20 protein-coding genes are annotated in these 18,688 nt (G+C 39.3%); 16 read left to right on the top strand and 4 right to left on the bottom strand.

All coding sequences use genetic code 11. The features are described from left to right. Positions 1-63 precede the first annotated feature (63 nt). The 3 genes from OWR28_RS09750 to OWR28_RS09740 all read left to right on the top strand — a co-directional run bounded on the left by OWR28_RS09750 (position 64) and on the right by OWR28_RS09740 (position 3,010). A complete protein-coding gene (locus tag OWR28_RS09750) occupies positions 64-870 on the top strand; it encodes an SDR family NAD(P)-dependent oxidoreductase (RefSeq protein ID WP_332386472.1) in 807 nt (268 codons plus the stop codon). A 341-nt stretch (positions 871-1,211) separates the two neighbouring features. Then, the gene (locus OWR28_RS09745; RefSeq protein ID WP_332386471.1) at positions 1,212-2,540 is read left to right on the top strand and encodes an epoxide hydrolase family protein; all 1,329 of its coding nucleotides are present in this window, start codon (positions 1,212-1,214) and stop codon (positions 2,538-2,540) included. 11 nt (positions 2,541-2,551) lie between these two features. After that, positions 2,552-3,010: an organic hydroperoxide resistance protein gene (locus OWR28_RS09740; RefSeq protein WP_332386470.1), complete on the top strand. Its 459-nt coding sequence runs from the start codon at positions 2,552-2,554 to the stop codon at positions 3,008-3,010. Positions 3,011-3,120: 110 nt separating this feature from the next. Here the strand turns inward: OWR28_RS09740 and OWR28_RS09735 are convergent, their stop codons facing one another. From OWR28_RS09735 to OWR28_RS09725, 3 genes are all read right to left on the bottom strand, one after another. Beyond that, positions 3,121-3,663 carry a hypothetical protein gene (locus tag OWR28_RS09735; protein WP_332386469.1) on the bottom strand — a complete coding sequence of 181 codons (543 nt, stop codon included), beginning with the start codon at positions 3,661-3,663 and terminating at the stop codon, positions 3,121-3,123. Positions 3,664-3,844: 181 nt separating this feature from the next. Next, positions 3,845-5,644, bottom strand: a complete 1,800-nt coding sequence (locus tag OWR28_RS09730; RefSeq protein ID WP_332386468.1) for a hypothetical protein — start codon at positions 5,642-5,644, stop codon at positions 3,845-3,847. Between the two features lie 144 nt (positions 5,645-5,788). Next, the gene (locus OWR28_RS09725) at positions 5,789-6,172 is read right to left on the bottom strand and encodes a 5-fold beta-flower protein (RefSeq protein ID WP_332386467.1); all 384 of its coding nucleotides are present in this window, start codon (positions 6,170-6,172) and stop codon (positions 5,789-5,791) included. Positions 6,173-6,773: 601 nt separating this feature from the next. On the opposite strand from OWR28_RS09725, the gene OWR28_RS09720 reads away from it, so the two are divergent. From OWR28_RS09720 to OWR28_RS09680, 9 genes are all read left to right on the top strand, one after another. Beyond that, positions 6,774-7,166, top strand: coding sequence for a hypothetical protein (locus OWR28_RS09720; protein ID WP_332386466.1), 393 nt, complete (start codon positions 6,774-6,776; stop codon positions 7,164-7,166). Between the two features lie 471 nt (positions 7,167-7,637). Further along, complete coding sequence (locus OWR28_RS09715) at positions 7,638-7,907, top strand: LacI family DNA-binding transcriptional regulator (protein WP_332386465.1); 270 nt, start codon at positions 7,638-7,640, stop codon at positions 7,905-7,907. Continuing rightward, positions 7,877-8,401: a hypothetical protein gene (locus OWR28_RS09710; protein ID WP_332386464.1), complete on the top strand. Its 525-nt coding sequence runs from the start codon at positions 7,877-7,879 to the stop codon at positions 8,399-8,401. The genes OWR28_RS09715 and OWR28_RS09710 overlap by 31 nt, the downstream gene beginning before the upstream one ends. Continuing rightward, positions 8,344-8,643, top strand: a complete 300-nt coding sequence (locus OWR28_RS09705) for a substrate-binding domain-containing protein (protein WP_332387438.1) — start codon at positions 8,344-8,346, stop codon at positions 8,641-8,643. Before OWR28_RS09710 ends, OWR28_RS09705 begins: the two co-directional genes overlap by 58 nt. Positions 8,644-8,696: 53 nt before the next feature. Beyond that, positions 8,697-9,611 (top strand): carbohydrate kinase, encoded by a 915-nt coding sequence (locus OWR28_RS09700; RefSeq protein WP_332386463.1) that lies wholly within the window; start codon positions 8,697-8,699, stop codon positions 9,609-9,611. 11 nt (positions 9,612-9,622) lie between these two features. After that, a complete protein-coding gene (locus OWR28_RS09695) occupies positions 9,623-10,867 on the top strand; it encodes a sugar MFS transporter (RefSeq protein WP_332386462.1) in 1,245 nt (414 codons plus the stop codon). Between the two features lie 5 nt (positions 10,868-10,872). After that, the gene (locus OWR28_RS09690) at positions 10,873-11,478 is read left to right on the top strand and encodes a carbohydrate porin (RefSeq protein ID WP_332386461.1); all 606 of its coding nucleotides are present in this window, start codon (positions 10,873-10,875) and stop codon (positions 11,476-11,478) included. Next, complete coding sequence (locus OWR28_RS09685; RefSeq protein WP_332386460.1) at positions 11,475-12,281, top strand: carbohydrate porin; 807 nt, start codon at positions 11,475-11,477, stop codon at positions 12,279-12,281. The genes OWR28_RS09690 and OWR28_RS09685 overlap by 4 nt, the downstream gene beginning before the upstream one ends. A gap of 18 nt (positions 12,282-12,299) precedes the next feature. Continuing rightward, the gene (locus OWR28_RS09680; RefSeq protein WP_332386459.1) at positions 12,300-13,121 is read left to right on the top strand and encodes a sugar phosphate isomerase/epimerase family protein; all 822 of its coding nucleotides are present in this window, start codon (positions 12,300-12,302) and stop codon (positions 13,119-13,121) included. 16 nt (positions 13,122-13,137) lie between these two features. Here OWR28_RS09680 and OWR28_RS09675 read toward each other — a convergent pair whose 3' ends face one another. Further along, positions 13,138-13,803, bottom strand: coding sequence for a Crp/Fnr family transcriptional regulator (locus OWR28_RS09675; protein ID WP_332386458.1), 666 nt, complete (start codon positions 13,801-13,803; stop codon positions 13,138-13,140). 258 nt (positions 13,804-14,061) lie between these two features. On the opposite strand from OWR28_RS09675, the gene OWR28_RS09670 reads away from it, so the two are divergent. The 4 genes from OWR28_RS09670 (at position 14,062) to OWR28_RS09655 (ending at position 18,667) form a co-directional block, all read left to right on the top strand. Continuing rightward, on the top strand, positions 14,062-14,535 hold the full coding sequence (locus tag OWR28_RS09670) for a Dps family protein (RefSeq protein ID WP_332386457.1): 474 nt from the start codon (positions 14,062-14,064) through the stop codon (positions 14,533-14,535). Positions 14,536-14,589: 54 nt separating this feature from the next. Next, positions 14,590-15,285 (top strand): LytR/AlgR family response regulator transcription factor, encoded by a 696-nt coding sequence (locus tag OWR28_RS09665; protein ID WP_332386456.1) that lies wholly within the window; start codon positions 14,590-14,592, stop codon positions 15,283-15,285. A gap of 129 nt (positions 15,286-15,414) precedes the next feature. After that, positions 15,415-17,598: an ATP-binding protein gene (locus tag OWR28_RS09660; protein WP_332386455.1), complete on the top strand. Its 2,184-nt coding sequence runs from the start codon at positions 15,415-15,417 to the stop codon at positions 17,596-17,598. Beyond that, complete coding sequence (locus OWR28_RS09655) at positions 17,531-18,667, top strand: NADH:flavin oxidoreductase/NADH oxidase (RefSeq protein WP_332386454.1); 1,137 nt, start codon at positions 17,531-17,533, stop codon at positions 18,665-18,667. Before OWR28_RS09660 ends, OWR28_RS09655 begins: the two co-directional genes overlap by 68 nt. Positions 18,668-18,688: the final 21 nt, after the last annotated feature.

The raw sequence follows: 18,688 nt of genomic DNA, 5'->3' as shown, positions 1-18,688 counted from the left end.
CGATCGGTCATTTAAAATAATTCTTTTTAAAAATACAATCATAACAATTTAAAAAACAAAACAATGTCAAAAACAGTTTTAATTACAGGGGCGTCAAAAGGTTTCGGAAAGGCATGGGCAGAAGCTTTTTTAGCAAAAGGATACAAAGTAGCGGCAACAGCCAGAAATGTGGAAACACTTCATGATCTGAAAGAGAAATATGGAGATTCCGTATTACCACTATCTTTAGATGTAGACAAAAGAGAAGAATCGTTAGCGGTAGTTCAGAAGGTACAACAGCACTTTGGCAGCATTGATATCCTGATCAATAATGCGGGGTATGCATTAACAGGTGCCATAGAGGAAACAAGCGAGCAGGAAGCCAGAGCACAGTTTGAAACAAATTTCTTTGGAACTTTATGGCTTACACAGGCAGTGCTTCCTGTAATGAGAAATCAGAAAAGCGGTCATATCATTCAGGTTTCTTCTATTTTAGGTCTGGCTACTTTACCAACTATGGGGCTTTATAATGCTTCTAAGTTTGCATTGGAAGGCTTGAGTGAAACTTTAGCAACAGAAGTAAAAGGATTCGGCATCAATGTCACTTTGGTAGAACCAAACGGATATGCTTCCAATATCTGGCATACAGGAATTAATACGCAAAGTAATCCTGTTTATGATGATGTCAAAAAAGCCTTTTCAGAAGCAGAAACATCTTTCGGAAGTGTAGAAGCTACAGCTCCGGCACTTATAAAACTGGCCGAAACTGAAAATCCTCCATTGCGTCTGTTGCTTGGGAAAGTGGCGCTGCCCTTTGTAAAACACAATTATGAACAGCGATTGAAAGTCTGGGAAGAATGGAACGACGTATCTGTTGAAGCTCACGGATAATCTTTAAAAAATACAGCCGAAAAATTAGCTCCGTTTTTGATTAAACGGAGCTAATTTTTGTTCTCTGCCAAGTAACAGTTTAATTTCCACAGTTTTTTTCACTCGCTCACCACTCACCACTCACCATTCATCATTCATCATTCATCATTCATCATTCATCATTCATCATTCATCATTCATCATTCATCATTTATAATTAACGATCCTCTTCACCTTTCCTAATGTCTGCTTCACAATCAAATATGGCCACCTGAACAAGTTACCCGTTTAACAGCTGCTCACCGGAGCATAATTTTGTCTCATCAAAAGAAAACAGATTTAAAATCTAATACAGCAAAACAATGAAAACAACAATTTCAACAATCCTTTTCGCAGCCACTTTTATCTTAAGTACACCTGCTGTTGCTAAAGCACAAGTTAATCAGACTTCTACTCTATCAGCAAAATCTGATACCAGTATCCGTCCTTTTCACATCAGTATTCCGCAATCTCAATTGGACGATCTTAAAAAACGTATCGCTGAAACCCGTTTTCCGGATAAAGAAACGGTGAATGATGCTTCACAGGGAATTCAGCTTGAACAGCTAAAAGAACTGATTACGTACTGGGGTAACGGATACGACTGGAGAAAGGTGGAAAATAAACTGAATGCACTTCCACAGTTTGTAACCACAATTGACGGGCTTGATATCCAGTTTATCCATGTCCGGTCTAAAGAGTCCAATGCTATGCCAGTAATCCTTACCCATGGCTGGCCAGGTTCTCCGCTGGAGTTTATTAATGCGATAGGTCCTCTGACCGATCCTGTAAAATACGGAGGGAAGGCAAGTGATGCATTTGATGTAATTATTCCGGCTATTCCGGGATACGGTTTTTCAGAAATACCTTCTGAACTGGGCTGGAACCCTGATCGCGTTGCCCGTGCCTGGGATGTGCTGATGAAGCGGCTGGGTTACAAAAAATATGTTTCCGAAGGCGGTGACCACGGCTCAGTAATATCCGATGCATTAGCCAAACAGGCTCCTTCAGGTCTTTTGGGAATTCACCTGACAATGCCGGCCACTATTCCTGCTGAGCTTGTAAAACCTATAAATGCGGGTGATCCTGCTCCATTAGGACTTTCCGCTTCAGAAGCAAAAGCTTATAATGCGATGAGTACGTTCTTTGGAAGAAATGCAGCCTATGGAGGAATGATGGTAACACGTCCACAGACAACAGGATATTTACTTTCTGATTCTCCGGTTGCTTTAGCAGCATTCCTTTATGAAAAGATTGCTGAATGGAGCGAAAGCGATCTTCATCCTGAAAATGTAATAGGCCGCGATGCGATCCTGGATGATATTACCCTTTACTGGCTTACCAATACAGGAGCATCTTCTTCCCGTTTTTATTGGGAAAATAACAAGAATAATTTCAGTGCTGAAGCACAGAAAACAAAAGACATTAAGATTCCTGTGGCCATTTCGGTATTTCCTCACGAGATCTATCAGGCACCGGAAAGCTGGTCAAAAAGTGCCTACCCTACTTTATATTATTACCATAAAGCACCGAAAGGAGGACATTTTGCCGCGTGGGAGCAGCCACAGATCTTTACGGAAGAACTTAGAGCCGCTTTCAAAGATTTAAGAAAAAACTTTAAAAATATCAATCAACAATATCGTTTACTCTAAATAATAAAAATATGGAATTAAATACCATTCAGGAAGTAGAAAATACAACAGTAATCAATATCAGTAAAGTGTTGTATTCCGGTAATGTTATCGTAACCGGAGGCCGTAACGGACAAGCAAAAAGCAGCGATGGAAAGTTAGATATTGAACTGACGCCTCCAGGTTCAAAAGGAAACGGAACCAATCCGGAACAGCTATTGGCAGCTGGTTGGTCAGCCTGCTTTATCGGAGCTATGCATTTGGGGGCTGTTAAAATTGGGGTTAATCTTCCTCAGGATTTGTCTGTCAACACCTCAATTGATCTGGCAACCAATGATGACGGATTTTTTCTGCAGGCCCATTTACAGGTCGTTTTACCGGGTCTGCTGGTAAATGAAGCCAGAAAAGTGGTGGAAACAGCCCATGCAACATGTCCTTATTCAAAAGCAACCCGCGGAAATATTAATGTAAAGATCGATGTAGTTGTGTAGTTTTCAGAATGTTTATCTCTTTTTGAATAAAACCTTCCTGGCTTTTGGCAGGAAGGTTTCTATTTGCTGAAATCTGTCTGAAAAAGATAATCCGGATATAAAAAGCCTGTCTATTTGGCTGCCGTAGTGATTTTATTAAATGCATAAGGCACTACTCCAATTCCCAGTGTAAGTAAAACACCGACAAGGTTATTCAGATCCGGAAAATTATTGACATCAAAATAGTTCCAGATGGCAAAAGTGGTAAGGACACAAGCCAGACCTACAGAAACAAGCCCGCTTATAAACGCAAGAAAACGGCTAACACTGGTGTTAGGTTTTTCGGAATTGGAATCTGCTGTGTTATCAACTGTTGCTGCAGCTTCCTTCATTGCCTGCCGGCTTTCAGAAGAAGCGGCTAAAAAAGCTACCGTTTGTTTTGTTTTTTCTTCTTCCAGCTGAACATTCGCATCCTTATCCAAAAGAAGGTCTTTTAAAGATACCTTGTCTTTTTTCAGTTTAAAAAATACAATACATGTAATTAAAAGAAAGAGCAAAATGGGAGAAAATGCAATCCACTTTTCAGCATCTGTTATCGGAATTACCTTTGGTACAGGCTGTGTTGTACCAGTTTGCTGTGCATAAAAACCCACAGATGTAAAAAGTGCCGTCAATAATAGAAAAAATTCAATGGTTTCATAGGTATTAGCTTTGGGTTATGTTTATCACAAATTTTGTAATTATACCATAACCTGTCAATTACCCATTAGGGTACTATTATGTCAGGCCCGGTCAAAATATCCCCCTTAAAAGCGATTGTTTTCAGGGGGTATGTGCCGGATAGATTATCTGTTATTAATTTCCAAAATTGACAAAATGAGGAACCTCCGTGGCAAAGCTGTTCATTGGTAACAGGTTATTTCTGTTACTGTTAAAATCAAAAACAGAGTTATTATCAAATGGAACCCGTGGATAATACATGAAAGAAATCTGAATCCTGTTGAACACCAGATACGGATTATTAATTAAAACACCGATTCCGATTTTTGCATTGGCTTTTGTTTTAAACAGCTTATCATCAGGCATTCCCAGCCACCCCACCGCCGTGGTTAAATAAGGACTGAAATGGAAATTCTTCCAGGTTTTATTTATAAACAATTGGAGCTGATATCTTAAAACCAGTTTTTTTGTTCCGATGTAATCTGAATTGTAAACCGGAAATTCGTCCGGGGATGAAAGATTTATTCTATCCTTATAAGAGTAATTATGCTGCGGATTTCCCAGTGCTAAAGTCGGGGAAAAGAAATGTCTTGCTTTGGCAAATTTCCAGTCCATAAGATTAGTAAAATACGTTCCGTCAAAGCGGAAAGACTCCCTGTTTTGGCTGTCTTCATTAAAGAATCTTCCAAACTGTGCTTTCACTGTGAAATATCCCAACTTCGTAAAACGGCCGTAAGATGCAGAAACTCCCACATACGGATTCACTTCTTTATTTCTGGATAAGCCACCGGCAATAATGTTCACAGAATTACCATAAGCAATATCCTCCGGCAAATCATACTGGAAAATATTTTTCTGGACCGAGAAGTTTCTCTGAATAAACCCAACGGACATCAGAAAACTGTTGTAAGAACTGAAATATTTGTACCGGTCTATTCCCGGGCTGTCTTTATATTGATAATTCTGAAATCTTCCTATTATAGCAATGTTACTGGAAACTTTTTCCCGGGGTTCAGCCGAAACCGGAATCTGGTACCCTCCCCATAAATCCTGACTGTACACTTTAATCTGAACTTCAGGAAAAGCAGTATCCGTTTCTGTCGGAAGTAAAACCTTCCGCATAAAATATTCAAATGTAAAACCTCCTGCCCACTTCGTTAAAGGGGAGAAAAAGTCTCTTGTGAGGCTGAAATTAATTCTTTCATTTTTTGAAAAGTCCCGTTCTCCAAGAATCTGGGCATTGATATAGGTCCCAAAAAGATTATGGGTGGTATAGCTGCCTAAAAAATAGTCCTGCTTTTCTTTGGAATCGTTTCTGTAAAGGAAGTCCAGCGTGTGACCCAGACCCAGGACATTCTCTTCCGTAACCCCGAGACCAATCTTGCTTCCGGAATAGCTGATTCTCGGCTTCAGACTCCAGGAATCAAGTACCTTTACCACAACATCTATAGAATCTTTACTCGAAGTACTGTCGGAAACACTGATATTAACCCTGTTTATAAAAGGCATTGCTCTCAGCAAACGTTCAGATTCATAGAGCTTTTGGGCATTATACTCTTCTCCTTCTTCAAAAAGCAAAAAATTATTGACCGTTGATCTTCTGGTACTGGAATGAAGATGATCTTTTATCCAGTCATACCATCTGCCTACTTCTTTACTGTCTTTGGAATTGTAACCGAAAGGGTCAATGGTTTCTATCCTGATATTTCTGATGATTTTTTTGTCATAAGTCTTCTGCGAAAGCTTTTCAGTGTTGGACTTTACAGAAGTAGAATCCGGTTCTCTACGAAATATAAACCGGTGAATGAATTTGGTAACCTTTCTTTTGTCCGAAAATTTTTCTATTTTATAATAAAGCGAGTCTTTCTTCTCCTGTGCATTTAAAAAGAAAAAACCACTTAAAAGGAAAATCAGAGTTACAGTCGTTCTAGCCATTAGTCATCAAAAATTCAATTCAGTTTGTAGTATCAATTTGCAAGCCAACAAAAGGCTTTAAGCATATAAAAAGCAAAAAAATATCAGAAACAATAAAGCTGTCCGGCAACAAAATTTTCTTCTAGAGCTTAAAAAAGAAATAGACTACAGCCACCCATTCTTTTTTATCCCGCGGGCATACCCTATCGTACTTCGGCTTGCATTTTCAACTGTTCCATCATCTTTAATATATCCCAAAGTAGCACGGCTGCTGTTTTCTACGGTTCCGTCTTCCCTCACATAACCTACTGTAGAACGGCTGCTGTTTTCAATGGTCCCATCATTTCTGATATATCCAATCGTTGAATGGCTGCTGTTTTCAATCGTTCCGTCGTTTCTGATATAACCTGTGGCCGCATGACTGCTATTTTCGATTGTGCCGTCACTTTTAATGTATCCGATGGTACTTCGGCTGCCTGATTCAATAGTTTGTCCTTTTGTAAAGGTTATGCTTGTTATTGTGATGATAAAAAATAGTATTTTTTTCATGTTTTTCATGTTTTATTTAAGATTAAATCTAAGTTAAGATTCTTATTCTGATTTTTCTCAATGACATTAATAAATCAGTAAGGACAATGAAAATAATATTACCATAATTTCAACGATCATTACTGAATATGATCACACTCATAATGATCTGATCCTATTAATCTTATTTTTGAGTTTTGTTTATAATTACATCTTACTTGAAATCAGATAAGCTTTCTTTAACAGGAAGCTTATTTTATGTTTGGAACCGTTTAAAGTTTTATATTCATTATTTTTAAACACTTAAGTTTAAACACTTAAGTTTTTAGAGCCAAGCTTTATACATAATGAGTGCACTTCAGTTTTGTGAAAATCTTTGATTTCATCTTGTGTGAACTTTTCTGCGGTATCATTTTAAACTTACTTTAGTGAACTCAAGTGTTTTACAATGAAACCTTTTGTGACTTGTATGGTTTTGTAAAGTTTAAACAACTTTTTCTTAACCAAAATCAGTTATGCTTTATTGATTAATCATCTTCAGCAGCTAATTTAAATCATAAAAATATCACCATTCCGTATCCCTTTTTTCTTTATTTTTACTCATTATAAATAAAAATAATACATGAAAAAAATCGTACTGATGGGAATAGCTGTTGCCGGAGGATTTCTGAAGGCAAACGCACAGTGTAAACCGGTATCTGATCTTACAGAAAACTTTGATACCTGGAAAGATATCAATAAATGCTGGACTGTACAGTCCGGGAAAGCTATGCTGTACGCAAGTGATAAAAGGATTATATTTTATTCCATGAACAATCCCGGAGAAAATATGTACCTGGTAACCCCGGAAATTAAAGCAGGTACCTATACCCTCTCTCTTGACCTTTCAGATAATGGAGGGGACACAACATTGGAACTTTTTTCAGTAGGCAGTCCTTCAGATGCCAAGTCATATGCTTCAATCACCAAACCTTCAAAAATAACCGGAGAGAAAAAACATATACCATTTCATTAAAAAAAGATTCCCATCTGGGGTTGAAAGTTTTACTGAATGGAGTACATCAGGCCGTTTATATGGATAATCTGACTTTAAAAGCAAAGAAATAAATTGATCTTTAAGATTAATTTACAGGAGGCTGTTTTCCTGTTTCTGCAGTTTCAGTTTCAGAAGACAGTCTCAAAGATATACTGACCTATAATCAAACTGTGGCGAAATCCGGTTGAAAATTTTACATCTTTAGCAGTTTATAATTTAATTTAAAAATTTTAAGGATAAACGTTTAACCAAATTTAACCAGCCTGAATGAATCAGTTAACAATTTGTTCACATTAAAAACAACCGAAAATACCTAACTATCTGACATATAAATAATTAAATCATTTAAAAAAATTGCGCTAAATTACACTTTTTTCTGAAACCACCAAAAAAACACAGCTATTGTTTTTTTACTATTTTCTGAAATATTTTTGTGCATTAAAAATTAAAATGAAAAGGTCTTCCATTAAAGATATAGCTAAGCTGGCAGGAGTTTCCGTAGCCACAGTATCTTATGTTCTCAACCGAAAGGAAGGACAGCGCATCAGCGAGGAGACCCGGAAAAAATTTTTGAAATTGCTGAAACGATTAACTATACTCCCAATAAGATCGCAAAAAGCCTTAAAACCAATAAGACAAAGCTGCTGGGGCTCATCGTTGCAGATATCTCCAACGATTTCTACTCGCATATGGCAAGGAATCTTGAAGATAAAGCGTTAAAGCTGGGCTATACCCTCATCATCGGCAGTTCTGATGAAAATGCAGAAAAATTTGAAAAGCTTACTGGGCTCTTTTCACAGCAGCAGGTGGATGGAATGATCGTTGCGCCTGTAGCAGGATCAGAAAAAACACTTGAAAACCTTATTCAGCTTAAATACCCTGTTGTAACGATTGACAGGTACCTTAAAGGTATTTCTGTTCCCGGAATTACCATTGATAATCAGGAGATCGCAGAGCATACAGCCAGCCTGCTCCTTAATAAGGATTTTGACAAAATGATCTACGTGGGCTATGAAACTGAACTCCCGCATCTGCTTGACCGCCGGCATGGTTTTGAAAAAGCGGTAAGCTCTTCCAAAAAATCAGCTGAAATACAATATCTCCTGGTAGGACTGGAAAATATTGCCCAGGAGGTACATGTGCAGCTTGAAAAAGCCTGGGAAAAAAACCTGAAAATACAGCACTCTATTTTTCCAGTAATAAACTTGCGGTAGCGGGGCTTTCCTACCTCGTGAAAAACAATATAAAAGTTCCTGAGCAGGTATCTGTAATCGCATTTGATGAAACGGATGCCTATGACCTTTTTCCTACGGAGGTTACCTACATCCAGCAGCCAATTGAAGAAATGGCAGAAGAGGCTATTAAGCTTCTGGACGGGCAAATCACGGATTATACGGCAACCGGAAAAAGAGTAACATTATCCGCAAAACTGGTTGCTAAAGCATCTTTAAAATAATTAATCTGATATAAAAACTTTTTTTAAATAACAACTTAAACGTTTAACCTAATATGATAACAAATAAATTCAACCATGTAGTTTGCTTTGGAGAGGTTTTGTGGGACATCTTCCCTACCGGATCCAGAGCTGGCGGAGCACCATTTAACGTTGCTTATAATCTTTTCAAAATGGGAATTGATACCAAAATGCTAAGCCGTATAGGAAATGATGAATTAGGGCACCGCCTTCTTCATCAGATTCAGGATTGGGGAATAACAACAGATTTCATACAGGTAGACCAGGAAAAAGCCACAGGAACTGTCATTGCCGATTTTGATGAGCATGGAGAGGCAGCATATGATATTGTGCAGGATGTTGCCTGGGACTATATCCAGCCTTTGCCGGAACATAAGGAACTGATACAGAACTCAGAAGCTTTTGTTTTTGGAAGTCTGATCACTAGAAGTGAAGCTTCCCAAAATACCCTGCTCGAGCTTTTGGAATACTCAAAATTCAGGGTTTTTGATGTTAATTTCCGCCCTCCTTTTATTGATTTTGAATTCATTAAAAAATTATTGCATAAAGCTGACCTTGTTAAAATGAATAAGGCAGAACTCAGAACCATCCTTGAATACCTGGGTGAAGAGTATATTGACGAAGATACGAGCATCAGACATCTTCAGGACTATTTTACCCTCAATGAAATTGTCCTTACCAAAGGAAGTAAAGGCGCCCGATATTTTGTGGGGAATACTGCCTATAATTTTCCGGCAGTTCATATTGAAATTGCAGATACCGTGGGCAGCGGAGATTCTTTTCTGGCCGGGTTCCTGTCTAAAAGAATTCAGGGAAGATCCCCGGAAGAGATCATGAAACAGGCCACATCACTGGGTGCTTTTATCACTTCGAAACCAGGGGCATGCCCTGATTATACTTATGAAGAATTCAAGGCATTCAGAGAAAAAAACAGCTGTAAAACCTCTTAAAAACATACGATATGAATACTCCAAAATTTACAGATAAGAAATACTATATCATCCTTTCTTTTGTTACCTCTCTGTTCTTTTTCTGGGCCATTGCCCTTACCATGGGCGATGTCCTGAACAAACATTTCCAGAATGTGCTTCACATTTCGAAGTCCAAATCAGGGCTGGTGCAGCTTTCCATTTTTGGGGCTTATGCGCTTATGGGCATTCCGGCAGGATTATTTATGAAAAAGTTCGGGTATAAGCTGGGAGTTATTTTAGGGCTGTCACTGTTCGCTTTGGGATCTTTTTTGTTTATCCCTGCAGCAGATACCTCTTCATTTAACTTTTTCAGATTGGCTCTTTTTGTTCTTGCAATGGGAATGGCAACCCTTGAAACGGTAGCCCACCCTTTTGTAGCCGCTTTGGGGGATGAAAGAACAAGTGATCAGAGAGTTAATTTCGCCCAGTCTTTTAATGGTTTGGGAGCCATTATCGGCCCTTTGTTGGGAGGATATTTCATTTTCGGGACGCCTGATTCCGGATCAGGATCTTTGGATTCAGTAAAAAATCTTTATACATGGATTGGGATTGTCATTCTCGCGATTACCATTATTTTCAGCTTTATCAGAGTGCCGGACCTTAAAGATCCTCATGCGGAAGATATCATCATTTCAGAAAATGAAAAAGGAGAAGATGTTTCCGTATCAGATCCTCATGCACCGCTTTATAAGCAGAGGCATTTTATATTTGCAGTCATTGCCCAGTTTTTCAATATTGCCGCACAGGGTGGAACATGGGCTTATTTTATCAATTACGGTGTCGAAAAAATGCACCTTCCGGAGATACAGGCTTCCTATTATTTTTCTTTGAGCATGGCAATGATGATGATCGGAAGATTTATCGGAACCTTCCTGATGAAATTCATTGCTCCCAACAAACTGCTGGCGATCTTTACAGCCTGTAATATCGTTCTGTGCGTTATTATTTCACAGAGTTTCGGATGGGTATCATTTATCAGCCTTATTTTGCTCAACCTGTTCCTGAGTGTAATGTATCCTACTATTTTCAGTCTTGGGCTTAAAAGATTAGGTTCAAAAGTTCAGCAGGCTTCATCATTCCTGGTTATGGCGATGTTTGGAGGTGCTGTTTTTCCTCCGATAATGGGTAGAATTGCAGAAAAAGATATTGCACATGCCTACCTCCTTCCTATTCTCTGCTATGTTGTTATTTTATTATTTGCATTAAAATTCTACAAGCCCAAAACACTTAAATAATCCCTATGAAAATAAAGCTTTTATTAGTCTGGTGCATTTTACTTGTATGCGCCGGCAGGGGAATTAATGCCCAGATCACAATAACCAATAAGAAATTTTCCTTTGGTACAACCGGGAGAATCGGAGCAGGTTATTCTCCAAATGCCGATGGAAAGACAGGAAGACAACTGAATCTGAACAACCAGGGATCTTTAGGAGGCAGAATGGATCAGGGAGATTATGTAGATTTTTTACCTGCTTTCCATTTTAGTCCGGTGGTAAACGGTGACAGTACAAAAAGTACAAAGATCGATATGCAGGCGAGGCTGAGTTTTTATTCAGGGGGAACTTTTCTGGGAAATGTAGATTCAAAATCCAATCAGGGGATGATTATTGCCTTGCCGGAAGCCTTTGTTGAAGCAAGAAACATTATGGGAAGTGACTGGGATGTCTGGGCCGGATCAAGATGGCTGAGATATGATGACATTCACATTGCCGATTACTTTTATTTTGATGATCATTCTGCAACCGGTTGGGGCGTAAGGCATAAAAACACCAGGTTTTCAATGTTTTTCCCGGCAGCTATTGATACTGCGGCCAGCAACTCCACTCCTATTCCTACACCAATGTGATCAGCGGGTCAAAAAACCTGATCTACAGGCAAAGGGAAGTTTTTGTCCTGGAACAGACGCTGCCATTTAAAAATACAAGGCACAAGCTCAAATTACTGGCGGAATTTCATCATGTAGAAAAGTCAGGGGAAAATTCCGTGGAGCAATACCCGTCGGATCAGGGATGGGTTTTTGGGGCTAAATTAAATACCGATATGGCAACAGCAATTCCGGGTTCATTCAATCAGCTTTCTGTAAGATACGGGACCGGAATTGCCAATGGAGGCGATAATGGAAATACACAGACCTGGCGCACCTACGGAGCTCCTGATGAGGTGACAAAAACATACAAAGGAGCTTACTCTTTTACGGTTGTTGAACATTTCCTCTGGAACATCTCTAATCGCTGGTCGCTTAATCCCTATGCTGTTTTTACCAAAAGTAAAGGAGGATCAGGCAGTACTGATAAAGCTCCGGATTATTATAGCCGTGAAATTTTCAACAGGAAAACAGAATTTAATACAGGAATCAGGGCCACTTATTATTATAACAACTGGTTCCATATTCTCTCCGAGTTTCACTATGCAACCCGTAAAAACGGAACGCAGGATGCAGCATCGATGATGAAATTTGTTCTGGCTCCCACCATTGTTCCTACGGCGGAAAGAAGTGTCTGGGCAAGACCTCACATCCGTTTTATTGCAGAAGTATCAAGGTATAATGATCAGGCTATGAACAGTCTTTACTCACCGTTTTTACAGCAGTCAGGAGCCAAAAGATTCGGCACTTATTTCGGAATACGCACAGAATGGTGGATTTTTTAAATTAAAATAAATAAAATAATGAATATAAAATTAGGAGCTTCTCTGCTCTCCTGGATGACTCCGTTATGGAATGCAGCATCAGGAAAATATGCGATAGAAAAAACGGCACAGGCCGGGTTTGATCTGATCGAAATACTGCTGCCCGGATCAATGGATTTTGATGCGGCCACCGTAAAAAGACAGCTAAAAGACAACCATCTGGAAGCCGTCTGTTCACTGAATCTTCCCAAAGATGCTCATATTGCGTTCTATCCTGAAGCTGCGGAAAAACTTATCAAAAAAGCAATTGATAAAGTTGATGAACTGGAAACCCATCTGCTGGCTGGTGTCCTGCATAGCGGAATCGGTGTTTTTACAGGAAAACCACTCACAGAAAACGAAAAAGAAATCATTGCTGAAGTATGGTGCGATGTGGCAGATTATGCCCAAACAAAAAATATAGATATTGCCATAGAGCCTATAAACCGTTATGAATCCTATGTCTGCAATACAGCAGAAAATGTCCTGGAACTTATTAAGAAAACGGGCAGAAATAATCTCTTCCTTCACCTTGATACCTTCCATATGAATATCGAGGAAAAGAATTTCTATGACCCGATCATCAATTCCGGAAAAATGCTGAAGCACATCCATATTACAGAGTCTCACCGGGGGATGCCGGGAGAAGGCACTATCAATTGGGAAGAATTCTTCTCGGCATTGAAAAAATCAATTTTGAAGGGAATCTGGTTCTTGAAAATTTCAGTTCCTCAATTCCGGGAATGCAGGAAAAGGTTTCTTTATGGCAGCAATCACCCCATGAAGCGCAGGAGCTGGCTGAAGGAAGTCTTGCTTTTTTAAGGAAGCATTTAAAAAATTAATCAATATTCAATGATGATTCATTTCCATTTTTCACGGCTATTATCTCAATAGCCGTTTTGTGTTGGATAATCTTCCCTTCGTTAACGAGCTTTTTAAGAACACGGCTTATCACTTCTCTGGATGTTCCCAAAGCTGATGCAATATTTTTATGGGTAATTTTTACAGGATTATATCCGGTAATAACAGAACGCTGGCTGATATAATTAAATACTCTGGTATCCAGTTTATGAAAAACAGCATCATTCACCATGTTCATCAGCGCAGTAAACCTGCTGTCGTATTCATTATAGAAAAAATTATTCATCCCCGGAAAACTGCTCATCAGCGTAAGCAGGCTGGAAACAGGAATCAGGAGTGCTTTGGATGATTCTTCGGCATAAGCATATACGGAACTTATACAGTTTTTGAATATGGAAGCAAAGGTCATAATACAGCTTTCCCCCGGCTTCATATAATAATATAAAAGCTCTCTTCCTTCGTTAAGGGTAAAAACCTTTACAGAACCTTTGATCAGAATGGGTACATAATGAATCCTTTGTCCCGGGCCTACGATCTCCGTTTTAGATTGTATATCCGTGATTACACAGCATTTTTCAAGTTCACGGATAAAGTCTGATCCAAGGAATCCAAATTTTTCAGTAATAAACTGGTTATTTATCATAAAGTATTCTATTGCTTTAGTAATTTTTATGTTCAAAGGTGAAAAAAGAATGCAAATTTATTTTTAAAGCATATGTAAAGTACAATATACCGATAAGTTTTTTCTATTTCAGATATCAACGTATAAAGCCCAGAGAATCTGCCCGCCCGTTCAACGAGTCTTTCTGCCCGTTCATCGAAATTTCAGACAGTTTTGTTGTGTTATTACAGACCTTTACATCAGAAAAAGGCAATAATGTTCAACTAAAATCTTATTATTATGAAAACAAAAATCGGAATTACAGAAAAAAACACTGAAGCCGTTGCAGAGCAATTAGCAAAATTACTGGCAGACGAAACGATTCTTTACATCAAAACAAGAAATGCCCACTGGAATGTAACCGGAGATAACTTCCATGCCAACCACATTTTCTTTGAAGAACAGTACAAACAGCTGGATGAACTGATGGACAGCGTTGCAGAACGGATGCGTAAAATCGGGCATTATGCACCGGCGACTATGAAAATCTACCTGGAACTGACCCATTTAACGGAATACAGCGAAAGAACAAATGACGGTCTCGGATACATGAAAGATCTGTTAAGCGATCATGAAAGCATCATCGAATTTCTTCGCGGAAATATCACTCCATTTGCAGAAACCTATAAAGATTACGGTACCAGCGATTTTATTACAGGACTGATGGAAACCCATGAAGAAATGGCATGGATGATCCGTTCCTATTTCAGATAACACAAAATAAAAAAGTTATAATTATCTTTGTGTAAATCATAAACAACTATACCTATGAAAGCCTTAATCGTGGATGATAATGATATTGCAAGAACAACATTAGCCCACCTCGCGAAACAGGTTCCGGATCTTTCCATTGTCAGCGAGTTTTCCAGTGCCATAGATGCTTACCATTATCTTCAGGCCCATTCAGTCGATCTGATATTTCTCGATATAGAAATGCCGGAAATGACAGGGATTGAGCTCACGAAAACCCTTTCCGGTAAAGAGACCATCATTATTTTCACGACCTCAAAAAAGGAATATGCACTGGAAGCCTTTGAGCTTAATATTGCAGATTATCTTCTGAAGCCCATTATGCCGGTAAGATTTCTGCAGGCAGTAAGCAAAGCGCAGACGATTCTTGAAAGCAGAAAAGAAAATGTGGAAATCACAAGGGATGAATTCCTTTTCGTGAGGGATTCCAATATTACAAGGCGCTTAAAGCTGGATGATATTTTCTATGCAGAAGCCATGGGTGATTATGTAAAGTTTTACACCAAAGAAAAGATGTTTGCCATTCACGGTAAAATGAAAACTGCTGAAGAACGTCTTCCTAAGGATCATTTTATAAGAGTCCACCGTTCCTACATTGTTTCTGTAGGTAAAATTGACACCCTTCAGGACGGCGGTATTATGATCAACGGTAAATTCATTCCCGTGGCAGATGCCTACAGGAAAGCTCTCAACACCAGAATGAATGTCTTTTAGCCGTTGCCGGCCATCAGAAATCTGACTTCGTTTTTTGATCTCAATCCCTGAATAGTTTAGGGTTTAATCAACCTTTATCGGTATTTTATTTTAAATCAGACCGTTATTATGAAAAATATATCTTCAGTAATGGATAACAAGCGATTCAGCTATTTTATTATCCTGACATTTATTGCAGGCTCACTCCTGTTGATAGCTGTTCAGCTCAATTCTGCAGGCAATACCAAGGCGCTGATTCAGAATAACAATACCTTGCTGAGCGAATTACGTTCCAGCAATCATTTACGGGAGATTGACCGTGATATTCTGGGCGTGGAAAGCAGAATCAGAGCTTCCATTGCAACGAATGACACCACGCATCTCGAAGGCATCGATCAAAAAATCAGTCAGATTGAAAATTTTCTGGATTCTCTGTCCAAAGACAATGTAAATGCTGAAGAAGAAAAGCTGATCCACCGGTTAAGCGTTCTTGCCATGGAAAAGAAGACAACCAAAGACAAGCTTCTGCACCGTTATCTGTCCGTTGGAAATATGGACGACAATACCTCCATTGCCAACCCGCGTGCCAGGAAGATCTCCAATGAAATCACCAGCATCACGGCTAAAATATATGAAAGCAGAAAGCTGAATATGGTTGAACTCAGCCAGAAAAGTGAAGAAATGGGACAAAAAGCAAGATTTTATGATATTTCAATATTGATCTTACTGATTTTGAGCGGTTCTGTCGTAGGTTATCACATCCTCAGACAGTTTAAACGTCAGAGATTACTCATAAACGAACTTGATATTGCCGAGAAAAAAGCATTGGTAGCAGCACAAACCAAGGAAAATTTCCTTGCCAATATGAGCCACGAAATCAGGACTCCTTTAAGCGGGATTCTTGGCTTCACCAATTTACTGCAAAAACGTCCTCTGGATGAAACTTCAGCAGAATTTGTCTCTTCCATACAACGTTCCGGGGAAAACCTGATGGCCATCATCAATGACATTCTTGATCTATCCAAAATAGAGGCAGGAATGATGCGCATTACCCCCGGAATTTTCAGCATCAACGGACTGGTCAATTCCGTAGAAACATTTTTTACAGAACGGGCCAGAGAGAAAGGACTTACCCTCTCAAGTACCATTGACCCTTCCATTCCTGATACTTTGGTAGGAGATGCCACAAGACTGACGCAGATTTTGGTAAACCTCATCGGAAACGCCATAAAATTTACCCATCAGGGAAATATCTTTGTTAAAATCTACAGTAAACAGCAGACGGAGAAAGACGCAGTTCTCGGATTTAAAATTTCAGATACGGGAATTGGAATCGACAAAGAAAAGCTTACTGAAATCTTCGAAAGATTCAACCAGGGAGAAGATTCGACGACAAGAAATTATGGAGGAACAGGGCTAGGCTTATCCATCGTGAAAAGCTTAATTCTCCTGCAGAACGGAAATATAGAAGTAAGCAGTGAACAAGGGAAAGGAACTACCTTTCATTTCTATATTCCTTACGGAATTGCTGAAGAGCAGCTTACCGTGCTGCCAGCCGCTGATCCGCATTATTTTAAAGATAAATCCAACCCCCTGAAAGTTCTGGTGGTTGATGATAATGTCATTAATCAAAGCCTGATGAAGCATCTGCTTTCCCAATGGAATATTGATTTTCATATGGCATCGAACGGTCTTGAAGCAGTCAGTTATCTCAAAAGCAATGCATGCGACCTGGTTTTAATGGATATACAGATGCCGCACATGGACGGGTATACAGCTACCCAGAAAATCCGGGAAGAACTCAGGTTGGATATTCCGATCATTGCAATGACCGCCCATGCGCTGGCAGGCGAAAGAGAAAGATGCCTGAGCCGCGGGATGAACGAATACATTTCCAAACCTGTTAATGAAGAAGAACTGTTTATGCTGATTTCCAAATTCGGGTTTAAAGAAAAGAATAAAAACGAAAAGAAAATTGAAAATCCATCATCCGGCTTTCAGTATATTGATCTCACTTATATGCAGACCGTAAGCGGTGGTGATAGAAGTTTCGAACAAATGGTTACCCAACAGTTTATTGAAAACATTCCCAACCATGTACAGAAACTGACAACGGCCTATGAAAATCTGGATTTTGCCGGTGTTAAACTGTGGGCTCATGATCTGAAATCCAGCATTGCCATCATGGGATTACATCCTCTTTTAAAGGAAAAACTCGATATTCTTGAAACAGCTTCAGCAGAAAGCTCTGATCTGCAAAAAATACTTGAAGAAGTACAGAAAATTTTATCAGAGGCGGTTTCTGAAGCTGAAGCATTTTCAAAAACAATTTAAAAAAGAAAAAAATGAATTTATTTTCACCCATACACATTCGCAACCTTACCTTAAAAACAGGATTGCATTATCTCCCATGCAGCAATACAGTGCAAAAAACGGAGTTCCCGGCAACTGGCACCTTGTCCACCTCGGAAGCCGTGCAGTGGGCGGAGCGGGATTAATTCTTACAGAATGTACCGCCGTTTCACAAGAAGGTCTGGCTACATTATCTGATGTAGGAATCTGGAACGATGAACAGGAAAATGCATGGAAAAACATTGTGAATTTCATCCACGAGCAGGACGCAAAGATAGGAGTTCAACTCTGGCACGCCGGAGGAAAAGGAAGCCTGAAGCATCCCAATGACAGAATGAAACCGCTTACTCCGGAAGAAGGAGGCTGGACGGTGAAATCTTCTTCTGCCCACGAATTCAACGGAGTTTTTGCAGAAGAACTCACGATTGATGAGATCCAGGAACTGAAGACGAAGTTTATTAAGGCAGCCCTTCGTGCCATTGAAGCAGGCTTTGATACCATTGAGCTTCATGCAGGCCATGGTTATTTATTTCATCAGTTTTATTCTGCAGTAATCAATAAAAGACAGGATGAATATGGCGGAAGTTTTGAGAACAGGATCCGTTTTCTTGTAGAAACTGTTCAGGAAATCAGAAAAGTTATTCCTGCTGAAATGCCTCTTTTTGTAAGAATTTCTGCCGTTGACTATATAGAATCGGATGAAGCCTGGACTCTGGAAGACAGTATCAGACTTTCGGAAATTCTTAAAGAAAATGGTGTAGATTTCATTACGGCATCCGGCGGAGGATTTACCAATGTAAGCAAGGATAAAGTGTTTCCGGGATATCAGGTTCCTTTTGCAAAAGCCATTAAAGAGCAGACCGGGATTCTGGCAGGAGCTGTCGGAATGATTACAGAAGCAGAACAGGCCAATGATATTATTGTCAACGGAGATGCTGACCTGGTGATCATCGCCCGGGAACATCTGAGAGATCCTTATTTTGCCATCCATTCTGCTAAAGCATTAGGTACTGAAACAGAAATTCCCTGGCAGTATAAAAGAGCGTATTAAATAAAACCTTAAAAAATCAGT

This window comes from Chryseobacterium sp. 1B4, assembly GCF_036631475.1.
Lineage (GTDB): Bacteria > Bacteroidota > Bacteroidia > Flavobacteriales > Weeksellaceae > Chryseobacterium.
Note: the sequence above shows the minus strand (reverse complement) of the source record. Positions and strands in the feature narration are given on the sequence as shown.

Coding starts and splice junctions, on each gene's coding strand:
- OWR28_RS09750 (WP_332386472.1), top strand. CDS start 64: ATGTCAAAAACAGTTTTAATTACAGGGGCGTCAAAAGGTTTCGGAAAG.
- OWR28_RS09745 (WP_332386471.1), top strand. CDS start 1,212: ATGAAAACAACAATTTCAACAATCCTTTTCGCAGCCACTTTTATCTTA.
- OWR28_RS09740 (WP_332386470.1), top strand. CDS start 2,552: ATGGAATTAAATACCATTCAGGAAGTAGAAAATACAACAGTAATCAAT.
- OWR28_RS09730 (WP_332386468.1), bottom strand. CDS start 5,644: ATGGCTAGAACGACTGTAACTCTGATTTTCCTTTTAAGTGGTTTTTTC.
- OWR28_RS09725 (WP_332386467.1), bottom strand. CDS start 6,172: ATGAAAAAAATACTATTTTTTATCATCACAATAACAAGCATAACCTTT.
- OWR28_RS09720 (WP_332386466.1), top strand. CDS start 6,774: ATGAAAAAAATCGTACTGATGGGAATAGCTGTTGCCGGAGGATTTCTG.
- OWR28_RS09715 (WP_332386465.1), top strand. CDS start 7,638: ATGAAAAGGTCTTCCATTAAAGATATAGCTAAGCTGGCAGGAGTTTCC.
- OWR28_RS09710 (WP_332386464.1), top strand. CDS start 7,877: ATGGCAAGGAATCTTGAAGATAAAGCGTTAAAGCTGGGCTATACCCTC.
- OWR28_RS09700 (WP_332386463.1), top strand. CDS start 8,697: ATGATAACAAATAAATTCAACCATGTAGTTTGCTTTGGAGAGGTTTTG.
- OWR28_RS09695 (WP_332386462.1), top strand. CDS start 9,623: ATGAATACTCCAAAATTTACAGATAAGAAATACTATATCATCCTTTCT.
- OWR28_RS09690 (WP_332386461.1), top strand. CDS start 10,873: ATGAAAATAAAGCTTTTATTAGTCTGGTGCATTTTACTTGTATGCGCC.
- OWR28_RS09680 (WP_332386459.1), top strand. CDS start 12,300: ATGAATATAAAATTAGGAGCTTCTCTGCTCTCCTGGATGACTCCGTTA.
- OWR28_RS09675 (WP_332386458.1), bottom strand. CDS start 13,803: ATGATAAATAACCAGTTTATTACTGAAAAATTTGGATTCCTTGGATCA.
- OWR28_RS09670 (WP_332386457.1), top strand. CDS start 14,062: ATGAAAACAAAAATCGGAATTACAGAAAAAAACACTGAAGCCGTTGCA.
- OWR28_RS09665 (WP_332386456.1), top strand. CDS start 14,590: ATGAAAGCCTTAATCGTGGATGATAATGATATTGCAAGAACAACATTA.
- OWR28_RS09660 (WP_332386455.1), top strand. CDS start 15,415: ATGGATAACAAGCGATTCAGCTATTTTATTATCCTGACATTTATTGCA.